The organism is Sphingobium sp. IP1 (assembly GCF_002708645.1).
GTDB lineage: Bacteria > Pseudomonadota > Alphaproteobacteria > Sphingomonadales > Sphingomonadaceae > Sphingobium > Sphingobium yanoikuyae.
Genome location: NZ_NOIW01000010.1, coordinates 77,825 through 90,799, shown reverse-complemented (window position 1 = coordinate 90,799; position 12,975 = coordinate 77,825). Strand labels below are relative to the sequence as shown.

General features: G+C 64.2%; 15 protein-coding genes. 4 read left to right on the top strand and 11 right to left on the bottom strand.

Annotated features, from left to right (window positions below):
- The 4 genes from CG471_RS05475 to aspS form a co-directional block, all read right to left on the bottom strand.
- Positions 1–694 (bottom strand): CBS domain-containing protein (locus CG471_RS05475; RefSeq protein ID WP_143560148.1); only part of this gene is annotated, 694 nt, incomplete at its 3' end.
- An 81-nt stretch (positions 695–775) separates the two neighbouring features.
- Positions 776–1,561 (bottom strand): polyphosphate kinase 2 family protein, encoded by a 786-nt coding sequence (locus CG471_RS05470; protein ID WP_099231036.1) that lies wholly within the window; start codon positions 1,559–1,561, stop codon positions 776–778.
- A 65-nt stretch (positions 1,562–1,626) separates the two neighbouring features.
- Positions 1,627–2,703 (bottom strand): DUF5694 domain-containing protein, encoded by a 1,077-nt coding sequence (locus CG471_RS05465; protein ID WP_099231035.1) that lies wholly within the window; start codon positions 2,701–2,703, stop codon positions 1,627–1,629.
- 118 nt (positions 2,704–2,821) lie between these two features.
- The gene (aspS, locus tag CG471_RS05460) at positions 2,822–4,606 is read right to left on the bottom strand and encodes an aspartate--tRNA ligase (protein ID WP_099231034.1); all 1,785 of its coding nucleotides are present in this window, start codon (positions 4,604–4,606) and stop codon (positions 2,822–2,824) included.
- 128 nt (positions 4,607–4,734) lie between these two features.
- Here aspS and rnd point away from each other — a divergent pair, with 128 nt between their 5' ends.
- Positions 4,735–5,901 (top strand): ribonuclease D, encoded by a 1,167-nt coding sequence (rnd, locus tag CG471_RS05455; RefSeq protein WP_099231051.1) that lies wholly within the window; start codon positions 4,735–4,737, stop codon positions 5,899–5,901.
- Between the two features lie 11 nt (positions 5,902–5,912).
- Positions 5,913–6,230, top strand: a complete 318-nt coding sequence (locus CG471_RS05450) for an I78 family peptidase inhibitor (RefSeq protein WP_257211432.1) — start codon at positions 5,913–5,915, stop codon at positions 6,228–6,230.
- A gap of 12 nt (positions 6,231–6,242) precedes the next feature.
- Here CG471_RS05450 and CG471_RS05445 read toward each other — a convergent pair whose 3' ends face one another.
- From CG471_RS05445 to CG471_RS05420, 6 genes are all read right to left on the bottom strand, one after another.
- Positions 6,243–7,178, bottom strand: a complete 936-nt coding sequence (locus CG471_RS05445; RefSeq protein WP_010337303.1) for a PAS domain-containing protein — start codon at positions 7,176–7,178, stop codon at positions 6,243–6,245.
- 172 nt (positions 7,179–7,350) lie between these two features.
- Positions 7,351–7,764, bottom strand: coding sequence for a hypothetical protein (locus CG471_RS05440; RefSeq protein ID WP_099231033.1), 414 nt, complete (start codon positions 7,762–7,764; stop codon positions 7,351–7,353).
- 25 nt (positions 7,765–7,789) lie between these two features.
- A complete protein-coding gene (locus CG471_RS05435; RefSeq protein WP_004208690.1) occupies positions 7,790–8,173 on the bottom strand; it encodes a hypothetical protein in 384 nt (127 codons plus the stop codon).
- A gap of 64 nt (positions 8,174–8,237) precedes the next feature.
- Entirely contained in the window at positions 8,238–8,693 is a 456-nt protein-coding gene (locus CG471_RS05430) for a helix-turn-helix transcriptional regulator (RefSeq protein WP_234831479.1), read from the bottom strand.
- Between the two features lie 300 nt (positions 8,694–8,993).
- A complete protein-coding gene (locus tag CG471_RS05425; RefSeq protein ID WP_010337301.1) occupies positions 8,994–9,677 on the bottom strand; it encodes a hypothetical protein in 684 nt (227 codons plus the stop codon).
- Positions 9,678–9,902: 225 nt separating this feature from the next.
- Positions 9,903–10,289 (bottom strand): PH domain-containing protein, encoded by a 387-nt coding sequence (locus CG471_RS05420; RefSeq protein ID WP_004208693.1) that lies wholly within the window; start codon positions 10,287–10,289, stop codon positions 9,903–9,905.
- A gap of 150 nt (positions 10,290–10,439) precedes the next feature.
- Between CG471_RS05420 and CG471_RS05415 the strand changes: the two genes are divergently transcribed.
- Positions 10,440–10,997, top strand: a complete 558-nt coding sequence (locus CG471_RS05415) for a nuclease (RefSeq protein WP_099231032.1) — start codon at positions 10,440–10,442, stop codon at positions 10,995–10,997.
- 123 nt (positions 10,998–11,120) lie between these two features.
- Positions 11,121–12,164 carry an acyltransferase gene (locus CG471_RS05410; RefSeq protein ID WP_099231031.1) on the top strand — a complete coding sequence of 348 codons (1,044 nt, stop codon included), beginning with the start codon at positions 11,121–11,123 and terminating at the stop codon, positions 12,162–12,164.
- Positions 12,165–12,197: 33 nt separating this feature from the next.
- Here the strand turns inward: CG471_RS05410 and CG471_RS05405 are convergent, their stop codons facing one another.
- Complete coding sequence (locus tag CG471_RS05405) at positions 12,198–12,971, bottom strand: CsgG/HfaB family protein (protein WP_099231030.1); 774 nt, start codon at positions 12,969–12,971, stop codon at positions 12,198–12,200.
- Positions 12,972–12,975 lie beyond the last annotated feature (4 nt).

The window sequence follows — 12,975 nt, the reverse complement described above, 5'->3', positions numbered from 1 at the left end:
GTTCCTGCCCGCCGCTGGCGATGCCGTGCAGGCTGTCGGCCGTCTGCTCCGCCGCGACCGCCATGCCGGCCGCCGCCTCGCCATTGCCCGATGCCCGCTCCACCGCCTGTTCAGCGCGCGCCGACAGCATGTCGGCCATGCCGACCAGATCGGCGATCAGCGCCTCGACATCCGCGCGAAATGCGCCGCTCTCGCGCGTCACATGCTCCAGCCGCCGGGTGCGGGCCAGCGCATCGCGCGTATCCCGCTCCGCCGCCAGCCGCAGCAGCAGCGGACCGCCGACCACACCGGCATAATGGCCGCCCTGCGTCACGATCAGCCCCTCGCAATCGCTCCCCTGCGCCGCATAAAGGTCGATCAGCCGTTCGATGCTGGCGCTCTGCTCCACCGTCGCACACGGCCGCACATGCTCGTCCAGCCGCCCGCCGAAACTGGGATTGCGCAGCAGCGCATGACCGAAGGGGTTGAACAGGATGCGCCGCATGTCGCGCTCATAAATGGCCCCCACCGGCCGATCGGCGGCGTCCACCACCGGCAGCAGCCGCAGCGCCGCATCGTCCTGGAAACGGTCGACCGCCTGGCTGAGCGGCTGGCCCAACCGGACCGCGGCGCAGCCTTGCGCAAAGGGCAAGGCGGTGCCGGCGGCAACATGCGGCTCCGGGTCGGGCCGATCGAGCATCTGGGGCGCGTACATGGCGCCCGACCTAGAAGGAAAGGGTAAATGACCGCTTAGTATTTGATGACGATTTTGTTACAGATCGTTGTTTTTGCGGAATTATTTTGCCGGCTTATAGCCAAATGCCTCCCGCGCCAGCTTGACCACCTCGGGATCGGGCGCCGGAAAATCCATCGGCACCAGTTTCTCCAGTCGCTCCGCGACATAGGTCAGCGCCGCGATTCGTCCGGCCTTGCGATTATTATTGTCGATCACCTTCCAGGGTGCCTGCTTGGTGTCGGTCTTCTCGAACATGTCGTGCATCGCATCCCAATATTCGGCCCGCCTGGCCCGGTTGCGATAATCGTCGGCACCGGTCTTCCACCGCTTCCACGGCGTATCCAGCCGCTGCGCCAGTTGCTCGTCCTGCGTCTCCTGGGTGATGTGGACGAACAGCTTGATGATGTTGGTGCCGGTCTCGACCTGCTGCGCCTCGAACGCGTTGATATCCTTGTAGCCGCGCTTCCATTCCGCCTTGGGCGCATATTTTTCCACCCGCTCCACCAACACCCGACCGTACCAGCTGCGGTCGAACAGGCCGATATTCTGGCTGGCGGGCAGCCGGGTCCAGAAGCGCCAGAGGAAATGATGGTCCAGTTCCTCGCGCGTCGGCGCGGCAATCGGATGGACCTGATAGTATCGCGGGTCCCAGTCCGCGGTCATCCGCTTGATGATGCCGCCCTTGCCCGCGCCGTCCCAGCCTTCCAGCATGATGACGGTCCGGCGGCGATGCAGGATATGGGCGACCTGGATCTTCGACAGGCGATGCTGCAGCGCCAGCAGGGCCGCATCATAATCGCCTTTATACTTCGCCCCGGTCTCATAGTCCGACAGATTGATCGTCATGCGCCGCTCTCCTGCAAGGGGACGGCCGATTAGATCGAACCGCGCCGCCAAGGGCAAGAGCGGTTTCAGCGCAGCACGGCGTCGGTATCGACCAGCCGCACATCGTGCATCATGTCGAGATAGGCCTGCAGGTAGAATTTGTGCGAGGCGCCGACGATCACCAACATGCGCTGGCCCGGCGCGGCGGCGAACACATCGCGGATATTGGCCGCCATGCGCAAATTGCGCACCTCCCAATAGCCCGCATAGCCACGCCCGAACCGCTCGGGCGAAGGCTCCTTGAGCGCCGCGCCGAAATCGCTGTCATAGATGGTCTGCGCCTGTTCCGGTGCATTATAGGCGCGATAGAGCGCCAGCACGCCCGCGCCCGTTTTGATGCCGGGCTGCAGCGCCGCATCGGCCGCCTTGCGGCGCGCCGTCGCCGCGTTGTCCCACGCCTTCATGATCGCGGCGCCGGCCGCCTTTTCCTCCTCGGCATTGCGGTAGGGCCGGTCGGCGCTGTGGTCGTCCATCGGTTCCAGCCGCTCCAGCCCCAACCGGGCAGCGAGCGGCGCGGCAATCAGAAACTCCTCGTTGCGGCGCTGGCGCAGCGTTTCCAGCCGCGCCACCAGCACAGTATCCAGGCCATCACCCGCATGACGGTCTACGCCGTCCAGCCGCAGCCATTGCACCAGCGCCGATCCCTGATCCTCCGCCGCCAGGAACAAGGCCGCCAGATGGCGCCGATCCGATGCCGCCGGTCGCTCCGGCCAGGCGGCCAGACGCCGCTCGACCTCGGCCGTGGCGGCCGGCACGTCCAGCCCGGTCGCCGTGCGCGCCGGCGTCGCGTCCCAGCAATAGGTTTCCACCGTCTCCGCATAGCGGAACGGCGCGCGGCGCAACGCATCGCACTGCAGACCAGACAGGGACTCGACCGCGATCGCCTGCGGCTTCCACGCCGCCAGCCGGTCGATCAGCGGCCCCAGCGCCTGCGCATCGAAATTTTCTGGCCAGCCAGACAGATGGGGCGTGCCCAGCACCATCACCTCATTGGGCGGCCCGGCAACCGCCTTCAAAGCGCGCGGATCGAAACCGGGACTAGCCGCCTGCACTGCCACTGCCGAAAGGCCCGCCGCCACCATTGCCATGATCGTCCGCATCATCCGCCATGCTCCCTTGCCGTCACGTGTGTTATCACAACAATACAGCAAGGCAAGACGGCAAAGAAAAAGGCCCCCACCGGATGGCGGGAGCCCTGTTCCTTCCAGCCTATGGAAAGGCTTATGCCTTCGCCTGCGGCTCCACGACACGAACATGCAGTTCGCGCAGCTGCTTGAACTCGGCAGCGCTCGGCGCCCCCATCAGCAGGTCTTCGGCGCGCTGGTTCATCGGGAACAGCGTGATCTCGCGCAGATTCTGCGCACCGCACAGCAGCATCACAATGCGGTCGACACCGGCGGCCATGCCACCATGGGGCGGCGCGCCGTACTGGAACGCGCGATAGAGGCCACCAAAGCGCTCTTCCACGTCGGCCTGGCTGAGGCCCACCAGTTCGAACGCCTTGACCATCGCTTCGGGCGACTGGTTACGGATCGAACCCGACGCGATCTCATAGCCGTTGCAGACCATGTCATACTGATAGGCCTTCAGGCTCAGCGGGTCCTGGTTGTTGAGCGCGTCCAGCCCGCCCTGCGGCATCGAGAAGGGGTTGTGGGCGAAGTCGACCTTCTTCTCGTCTTCATCATATTCATAGAAGGGGAAGTCGACGATCCAGCACAGATCGAACCGGTCCTTGTCGATCAGGTCGAGCGTCTCGCCGACGCGGATGCGCGCCAGGCCCGCCAGCTTGGCTGCCTGCGTCTCCTTGCCGGCGGCGAAGAACACGCCGTCGTTCGGGCCAAGGCCCAGCGCCTCGATCAGCTTGGCGGTCGCTTCCTCGCCATGATTCTTGGCGATCGGGCCGCCGGGCACGCCATCCTTGATGTTGATATAGCCAAGGCCCGAATAGCCTTCGCCGCGCGCCCAGTTGTTCATGTCGTCGAAGAATTTGCGGCTGCCTGCGCCTGCGCCCGGCGCCGGGATCGCGCGGATGACATTGCCGCTCTCAACCAGGCTGGCGAAGATGCCGAAGCCCGAGCCGTGGAAATGCTCGGTCACGTCCTGGATGATGATCGGGTTGCGCAGGTCCGGCTTGTCGCTGCCATATTTCAGCATCGCTTCGGCGTGCGGGATACGCGGGAAGCTGCCGGCCGGGGTCACCGGCTTGCCCTGGGCAAATTCCTCGAACACCGACGCGATGACCGGCTCCATCGTGTTCCAGACATCTTCCTGGGTGACGAAGCTCATTTCCAGGTCGAGCTGGTAGAATTCGCCCGGCAGACGATCGGCGCGCGGATCTTCGTCGCGGAAGCAGGGCGCGATTTGGAAATAGCGGTCGAAACCGGCAACCATCAGCAGCTGCTTATATTGCTGCGGCGCCTGCGGCAGGGCGTAGAACTTGCCGGCATGGATGCGGCTGGGCACCAGGAAGTCGCGCGCGCCTTCGGGCGAGGACGCGGTCAGGATCGGCGTCGAATATTCGGTGAAGCCGGCATCTTCCATGCGGCGACGCATGTCGCGGATGATCTTGGTGCGGGTGACGATATTGGCGTGAAGCGTCTCGCGGCGCAGATCCAGGAAGCGATAGCGCAGGCGGATATCCTCGGGATATTCCTGCTCGCCCGCCACCGGCAGCGGCAGTTCGGCCGCGGTTGACAGCACGGTCACCTTATCGGCGACGACCTCGATCGTGCCGGTCGCCATCTTGGGGTTGGTCGCTTCCGGGCCGCGCGCGACGACGGTGCCGTCGATCGTCACGACCGATTCCGCCCGCAGGCCGTCCAGAATGCGCAGCGGCTCGCTGTCCGCCTTGGCGACGATCTGGGTCAGGCCATAATGGTCGCGCAGGTCGATGAAGAGAACGCCGCCATGATCGCGCTTGCGATGCACCCAGCCGGACAGGCGCACATTCGCGCCGACATCGGCTTCACGAAGGGCGCCGCAATTGTGGGTGCGATAGGCGTGCATGGCGTTTCGATCTTTCAAATTCGTTTTACGGAAATGACAAATTGTTGCGGCCCGGCTATGGGCTTGCCTTGTCGACTATCGACCAGCCCGCAGGACGCGGGCCAGCCCATAATAAGATCGAAGACCATATGCAAATTCATCCGCTGATTACCGACAGCAAGACGCTTTCCGATTTCTGCGCCCGCATGGCCAAATCCCCCTATGTCGCGGTGGATACCGAGTTCATGCGCGAGAATAGCTACTGGCCCGAACTCTGCCTGGTCCAGGTCGCCGACTCCAACGAGGCTGCAGCGATCGATCCCAAGGCGCCGGGCATCGACCTTACGCCCCTGCTCGACCTGCTGGTCAATAATGAGGACGTACTCAAGGTCTTCCATGCCGGCGGCCAGGACATCGAGATCGTCCACAACCTGACCGGCAAGACGCCGCATCCGATGTTCGACACCCAGATCGCCGCCATGGCGCTCGGCCTTGGCGAACAGATCGGCTATGGCAATCTCGTCGATGCCTGGCTCGGCGTGCAGCTCGACAAGGGCGCACGGTTCACCGACTGGGCGCGCCGCCCGCTCGACAAGCGCCAGATCGACTATGCGATCGGCGACGTCACCTATCTGATCGAAATCTTCCCCAAGATGCTGGAAGAACTGCGCAAGACCGGACGTGGCGACTGGCTCGACCAGGAAATGGAGCGGATCAGCGATCCGTCCAATTACGAGAATGATCCGTCCGAAGCCTGGAAGCGCGTCCGCATCGCCAGCCGCAAGGCCGATGTGCTGGGTCGCCTGAAGGCGCTGGCCGCCTGGCGCGAGAAGGAAGCGCAGGACAAGAATCTGCCGCGCGGCCGCATCGTCAAGGACGAGACGCTGGCCGACATCGCCAGCCACCCGCCGCGCGCGCAGGAGGATCTGGGCAAGGTGCGCGGCCTGTCCGCCACCTGGAAAAGCAACGACATTGGCGGCCGGCTTATGGCGGCGCTCGGCGCGCACAAGCCGCTCGGCAAGGACGAGATGCCCGAGCGCGATCCCAAGCGTCCGGGCCTGGGCAAGGATGGCGCGCTGGTCGCCGACCTGTTGAAGCTGTTGCTCAAGATTCGCTCGCGCGACATCAATGTCGCCCCGCGCCTGCTCGCCCGCACCGACGATATCGAGGCGCTGGCCGCCGGCGTGCGCGACGATCTCGCGATCCTGGAAGGCTGGCGCTATGACCAGTTCGGCCGGGATGCGGTGGACCTGGTCGAAGGACGCCTTGCCTTTGCGGTCAAGAATGGCCGGCTCAAGATGACGCGGACCGAATAAGGAGACGGACGATGCGGATGGCGATGCCCATGCCGATGATGGCGATGATATTCCTGCCCCTGACCGCCTGTGTCGGGACCGGCAGCGAAGGCCCCGACTCCGCATCGCCGCCAGCCATGGCGCAAGGGCCGTGCAGGAATGACGGGCTCGACCGTTTCACCGGGCAGAAGGCGACGGCCGATCTGGGGGCGGAACTGCTCAAGGCCTCGGGCGCCAAGACGCTGCGCTGGGGCGGCCCCAATATGGCCATGACCATGGACTTCCGCCCCGACCGGCTGACCGTCAGCTATGACGATCAGATGGTCGTCACCAGCGCCCGCTGCGGCTGACCCGCGCCCGCCTCATTCGGCGGCGCGCGGCAACTCCACCACTGTGCTCCCATCGAGCGCGGTGATCAGCACCACCGCCCCCTCGGCGCCATAGGCGCCGTGCAGGGCGACGATAGAGGCCTTCACCGCCACCGCCTCGCCGCGATTGCTCAGCAACATGGTCTGCACGCATTGCGCGCCCTGCCCCTGCATCGCCCGCTCCAGCGCCTGGCGGAATGCCGCGCGGCCATGGGTCAGCACCAGGTCGGTCAGTTGCACGCCCATCACCCGTTCGCGCGGCAGGCTCAGCATATCGGTGAAGGGCACATCGACCGCGTCGATCGTGCCGCGCACCGACAGGCGGACATAGCCGACATCGCCATGGGCGGTCATCGCCTCGATGATCGCGGCCTTGGCATCGGCCAGCCGATGACGGCGCACATCCTCGGTAATGTCGCGGAACATGATGACGGTTGACCTTCCAAGGGGAAAACTCTGCAGCCGCAGCCAGGCGCCGTCGGCAAAGGGAGAGGGAATATCGGCCGCGCTCGGCTCGCCGCCGCTCACGGTGCGGCGCACATGCACTTCCATCAGGCTGCCACTGATGGACGGCAGGACGACGTCCAGCTTCGGACCGACCATCTGTCCCACCGGCTTGCGACAGATGGCGCTGGCGACCCGGTTGACGAAGTCGACGCGCATATCCTGGTCACAGATGATCACCGCCTGATCGACCCAGTCGGCCAGCGCGAACAATTTCTCCTCGGCGCTTTCCTGACCGGCGCTGCCCGACTGGGCTTTGAGCGCCCGGAATTCGTTGACGCCCAGCAGCACATGAGTCGCCCGGCCATGATGGGTGATGTAAAGCGGCGTGCGTGTCGCCATGTCGCGACATTCGGAAAAGCCGCGGACCAGGTCGGCCGCGGTGACGACCGGACTTTCGGCCGGATAACCACCCTCTCCCTCCATTCCATCACTCCCTACTGGGTTCAGATGGCGCGTAACGCGCTGGGTCATGTCCCTTGATGCCATAATTATCGGCCCTCCATCAATCGGACAAAAACAGAAGCAACATGCCTTCCTCGGGACGGCACGGCTTCAAGAGGGAATGATGGGCATTTCCGCATCCTGTTTCCTTTGCTCAGACCGGAAACGCGTGTTTCCGGTCCATCTGCGTGCCCATGGCCATCACGACCAGCACCGGCACCGCCCAGATTGTCGACATGGCGTAGAAGAATTTGGTGAGGTAGGCGGGTGACACGATCACCGCGACCTGAACCGCCGCCACATTCAGCTGGAAGGCGGCGACGATGATCGGCCAGCGCCGGCTGCTCAGCATCGAAATGATGATCTTGAACAGCAGCGAGGCGCATTCGATCGCCAGGATCGTGCGGATCAGCACCGCCTCCGGCCGGATGGTCAGGACCGCCGTCTGGGCCAGGATGAACCCAGCCCAGACGCCGACGATGCTCCAGCGCCCGGTCGCGCCGCCATAACGCACCACGAAGATCGAGGTCGCGATCAGCGCGATCGTATAAGCGAGGAAGATCTGCACGATCCTGCCTTCCGGTCCGGGTGCGTCAGGCGACCAGGCGCAGGGCGTCGGCCTGCTTTTCTTCCAGCGCGCTCCACGGACTGTAGCAGCCGTCGGCGCGTTCGGCCTGGTTGGTCTTCATGCGGATCTTGGTCGCCTCCAGATGGGCGCCCAGCAGCTGCTCGCGGCTCTGCATCATCGTGTCGATGCAGCCATGGAAGCGCTTGAACAGCTTCTGTCCCTGTTCGGGGGCCAGGCCGATGGTGCGGGCGGTATCGATCATGTCGGCGCTCATCCGCAGCGTATGGGCCAGGACATCGTCCAGCTTCACATAGGCATCGCGGACCTGGCCGCTCAGGTTGAAGAAGGTGTCGTCCGACATGTGCATTTCGCTCTTGGCGGCGCGCTCGGCGCGGCGGGCATTGGACATGGCAAGGCTCCCTTTTCAGGCCAGCGCTCGCTGGCCCATCAGATGGTTGGATTGTTGGAGACCGTCAGCCGAACAGATGATTGAGCCAATATCCCATCGTGATCAGCGCGGCCAGGGAACCCCCTGCCCATAGCGCGACCCGGAAGATGGTCGTCAGGATCTGCCATCGATTCAGCCCATGCGGTTCCCCTCCCATGGTTGCCAGGATCCGGTTACCCAATTGGCGCAAACGACCCTTTTCCTGCCGCTCTGCACCAGCCGGGATGTCGCCGGTCCGGGTCGGCCTGCTTGGTGCCGACGCCTCCTTCTCACCCGCCATCGCCGGTTCAACAAGCGGCTCCGGCTTTAATTCAAATTGCTTGAATTGCGCGTTTTTCTCGGCCTCTACCAATATCCGGGCGGCTTCGCGCCGATCCTTGGCGCCCAGCGCCACGGTCGCGCGATAGACATATTGGTCGACCGTACCGGGGGTCAGCGATGTGCGCTGCGCGATCTGCTTGGAGGTATAGCCCTGTGCCACCAGCCGCAGGCATGCCCGCTGATTATCGTCCAGACTGGCAACCGCATTCGACATTCCAACCCCTCTGATCGCCCACAGGGAATCATGCCCCGGAACGGATGTAAACTTCTTCTATGATCAATTTTTTATGATGACGGCCAAGCCGTTGATTTATATCAGATACACTTCATCCATATCGGTGAGACGAAAAAGGCGACGCCTGTGGGCATCGCCTGTTTCCGTTACGGAATCCAGTCATCGCATGACTCGATCCGCAATAGCTGCAATCGGGAACCCGGATAGCGCCCCGAAAGGCGCCGTCTACAGTTCCAGGCCGATCAGCGTGCCGCTGCCGATCCGGTCGACATAGCGCTTGCCATCGACCTCCAGCCAGTCCGGCGTCACTTCCAGCCGGCGCCCGTTGATCGTGGTACGCAGATGCTCGACCGCAAGCCGGTTGCGCGCAACGATACGCAAAACGCACAATCCGTCCCCCCGCGCCGCCATCATCGAATAGCGGTCGCCGCGCAACAGGAAATGCCAGCTGCCGTCATGCGGCTTCCATTCATTGCCATCGATCACCTGCATCGGCGTGCCGTCGGCCGCGCCCAGCCTGACGCTGATCCGCGTCGCCCCCATGGATCGGCGCGGCGGCGCGAAGATCAGGATCGGCTCGCCATCCAGGGTGATGGGAATCGGCGTATCGCGCAGCATCCGCGATCCACCGACGATGAGTTGTGGCAATTCGTTGGAGAAGGGCAGGCGATCGCGCGCGAAGTGGCGCTGGCGCACCACCGGATTGGCATGGAAGCTGTGGACCTGATTCGCGGTCAGCCGCCCTTCCTCCACCAGCCCGTGACAGGTCGGGCAGAGCAGCGTCGCCCCCGGCCCGTCTGGCAGCCCCAGATATCGATAGATGGTCACTCCGCAGCGCACGCAGGCAAAGCCGCAGGACTGCCGAATCTCGGCCCGCTGATCGGCCGTCAATTCCGGCAACAGCGGCATTACGCGCAAACCCACCATCAAGGCGCCCCCTTTTTCCCGCCGTCCGCCTGATGCGGATCGACGTTGCTTGTTCCTGGCGTCCTCGTGCGGGTGGAAAGCTCTGCCGGCCCCTGGGCTCCTATTGGTTAAAATAAATGCGCCCAAGTCAAGGGCCTAGACATTATGTTCGACAACAAAATGGCGGATTTCGTGCGCTTTCCGTGCGCGCCACCCCTGCCCGACCGCTCAGCGCTGGGGCAGCAGGTCCAGGTTTCGGGCTGCCGCAATCGCCCGAATCCGTCCCGGTCGCGGCATGTTGCGGATCGCGATTTCCGCTACGTCACCGGCGCTGAACAGCTCGACATTGCCGACGTCGAACAGCCGCTGGCCGAAGGTCTGCGTGATGCGCACGCTGCGGATGCTGGACAGCGCCACCTCGGTCCGCTGCTTGGCCAGCAAGCCACGCTCCAGCAGCACCTCGCGCTCGCTCAGCGCCAGCCGCTCGCCCTTGTGCATCACCCACCACACGCCGATCGCCAATATGCCGACCACCGAAACCAGCAGCAGCAGGAACAGGAAGGGATGCGCCCGGACCATCGCCGGATGCTCGTCATACAGCCATGCCTCGCTCACGCCGTCTCCTTCCTCTGGCTTCCGCAGTTTTTTTTCACCACGCCCCCGGCGCGGCGTCAAGGCGCCGTCCGACGCCCCTTGCGCGACCACCATGGTTAACCAAAAATTTCCCAATATTTACTAGCGATAGCTTCCGATTGGGGATGAATCATGGCCTATAGCCTGCATGATATTGGTGACGAAGACCGGGACCGGTCGGACCATTGGCTGAATGACAAGCAGGATCAGCGCCGCGCCATCGTGCCGCTGCGCCTCATCCTCATCGCCCTGTTGATGGGGGCGCTGCTGCTGGTCCTGATGCGCCATGTGCTGCCCGCGTCGACGACGGCTTCGGCGCCATCCGTCGACGCGCCCGCCACCATATCCACCCGTTTTGCCGCATGTGACGATCTGGACGGCCAGGCCTGTGTCCTCGCCACCGACGCCTATGCCTATCAGGGCCGTCGCTACCATCTCGCCGACATCAGCGCGCCGCGACTCGAAGGCGCCGGCTGCCCGCAGGAAGCCGCCCTTGCCCGCGCCGGCCGCACCGCGTTGCAGGGCATGCTGAACGGCGGCAGCTTCGAAGCCCATGCCGATCCCGCCGACAGTGACCCAACCGCCCGCATCCTGCTCCGTGACGGCGTCTCGCTAGGCCAGCTCCTCATCCTCAAACGCTATGCCCGTCCCTGGTCGTCCAAGCCAATCAACTGGTGCGCGGCCGGCTAAGACCGCGATCCCGCGGCGGGACGTTCCAGATCGGGACCGACAGCGCCCGTATCCGCCATTTGCGCATTGCACGTTAACCAAGAAAATATCCCATTCGTTGCTCCATCATTGCTATGAAGCATCATGGTTGAAACGAAGCCGAAACGGACAAGGCTGACGGAGCTGGACGCGTTGCGCGGCATCGGCGCCTTGTGCGTGCTGGTCTTCCATTATTCGACCCGTTTCCATGAGCTGTTCCCGCAGGCCAGCCATGTGCCCTTCAGCTTCCCCGGCGGCAATTACCGCGTGCTGCTGTTCTTCACCATTTCCGGCTTTGCGATCTTCTTCACGCTGGACCGGATCGGCACGGTCGCCGACTTCATCGTCAACCGCTTCGCCCGGCTCTATCCCGCCTATCTGGTGGCGATGCTGGTGACGCTGTCGATCGAATATCTGGCGCAGGCGACCCAGTTGCTGGTCGGCCCCTTTGCGATTCTCGCCAATCTGACGATGCTCCAGGGCTTTGCCTTCATTCCCGAAGTGGACGGCGCCTATTGGACGCTGACGGTGGAGATCGCCTTCTATTTCTGCATGGTCTCGATCTGGAAATGGATCGGCCTGCGGCATCTGGAACCGACGCTGGTGGTCTGGCTGATCCTGCGCTGGGTGATGCAGCTCTGGCCCGATATCGTGCCCGAACGGGTCGTGATGCTGCTGGTGCTGCGCTATACGCCCTTCTTCATCATCGGCATGCTGGCCTACCGCATCTGGGCGGGACAGCGCAGCTGGCAGCAACAGGCGCCCTATGCCGCGCTGGCGCTGCTATCGATCGCGACCATGGAAACATGGGACGTCACGATTGTCGGTCTTGTGCTGATGGCGACCTTCGCAGCGCTGATCCGCAACCATCTGCGCTTCCTGGCGATCCGGCCGCTCGTCTGGATGGGCGGAGTCAGCTACAGCTTCTACCTGATCCACCAGCATGTCGGCTTCGTCGTCATGCTGGAAATCGCCAGGGCCGGCTATAGTCCCTGGATCGGCTTTGCCGCTGCCTTCCTCGTCGCGCTGACGCTCGGCACGCTCATCAACCGCCTGGTCGAGCGACCGGCGGGAGAGATCATCCTGCGCTGGTGGAAGAAGCGGCGACGGGCGCCAGGCCCGCTTGCGGAGATTGCGCCGAGCGGATGAGGGCGCTGCCGCAGCGGCAGCGCCCCCTCGTCATCAGGGCTGCGCGACCGGTGCCGCCGCCGCAGCATTGTCGGGCAGGCCGCCCAGCTGCGTCACCAGCTTTGTATAAGCGTCGAGATAGGCGAGCACGATCACCTGGCCGATCTCGGTATTCTGATAGCCACCGCCACCGGCGCCGGCAAAACCGCCCCACCAGCTCGACCCGCCGCTGGCGTTGAAGCTCAGGTCCGACTTGCGGGCATAGCCTTCGGTCAGCGCCTCTTCCTCGGTGGTGCGGGCATTGACGATCGAGAGGGTGACATTGGCCTCGCTCTTCTTGACGTTGATACCGCCGGCGATCCGGCCCCAGGTGCTGCCGCCCATGAAGCCGCCGAGAACGCCGCCCAGCGAATTGCCGCCGCTGTTGCGGTTGGACGAGACGATGTCCGGCTCCAGGAAATAATCCGCCGCCTTCACCTGGCCGCGGCCCAGATTGCTGCCGGCCTGCAATTCGCCATTGTCGGCCATGGCGCGTTCCATGTTGCGGCTCGCCATCGACCGGCCGCGATTGACGAGGCCGAAGCAGCCCGACTGCTGCACGAAGATCTTCAGGATCGCCTCGGGGCTGCCCAGATTGAGTTCGCGCCACCACTGATTGTCGGGCTCGACGATCGCGACGGTGCCAAGGCGGCGGGTGCAGCGCGGGATTTCCGCCTGCTTTCGCGACTGTTCCTGACGGGCCGACGAACCCTTTTCGGCGGCCATCGCCATCGGCGCGGCCGAACCAAGGCAGACCGCAGCCGCAGTCAGCATCTTCAATACACGCATTTTC

Excerpts from the sequence above, each read along its gene's own strand:
- CG471_RS05470 (WP_099231036.1), bottom strand. The coding sequence starts at position 1,561 with ATGACGATCAATCTGTCGGACTATGAGACCGGGGCGAAGTATAAAGGC.
- CG471_RS05465 (WP_099231035.1), bottom strand. The coding sequence starts at position 2,703 with ATGATGCGGACGATCATGGCAATGGTGGCGGCGGGCCTTTCGGCAGTG.
- aspS (WP_099231034.1), bottom strand. The coding sequence starts at position 4,606 with ATGCACGCCTATCGCACCCACAATTGCGGCGCCCTTCGTGAAGCCGAT.
- rnd (WP_099231051.1), top strand. The coding sequence starts at position 4,735 with ATGCAAATTCATCCGCTGATTACCGACAGCAAGACGCTTTCCGATTTC.
- CG471_RS05450 (WP_257211432.1), top strand. The coding sequence starts at position 5,913 with ATGCGGATGGCGATGCCCATGCCGATGATGGCGATGATATTCCTGCCC.
- CG471_RS05445 (WP_010337303.1), bottom strand. The coding sequence starts at position 7,178 with ATGGAGGGAGAGGGTGGTTATCCGGCCGAAAGTCCGGTCGTCACCGCG.
- CG471_RS05435 (WP_004208690.1), bottom strand. The coding sequence starts at position 8,173 with ATGTCCAATGCCCGCCGCGCCGAGCGCGCCGCCAAGAGCGAAATGCAC.
- CG471_RS05425 (WP_010337301.1), bottom strand. The coding sequence starts at position 9,677 with ATGCCGCTGTTGCCGGAATTGACGGCCGATCAGCGGGCCGAGATTCGG.
- CG471_RS05415 (WP_099231032.1), top strand. The coding sequence starts at position 10,440 with ATGGCCTATAGCCTGCATGATATTGGTGACGAAGACCGGGACCGGTCG.
- CG471_RS05410 (WP_099231031.1), top strand. The coding sequence starts at position 11,121 with ATGGTTGAAACGAAGCCGAAACGGACAAGGCTGACGGAGCTGGACGCG.
- CG471_RS05405 (WP_099231030.1), bottom strand. The coding sequence starts at position 12,971 with ATGCGTGTATTGAAGATGCTGACTGCGGCTGCGGTCTGCCTTGGTTCG.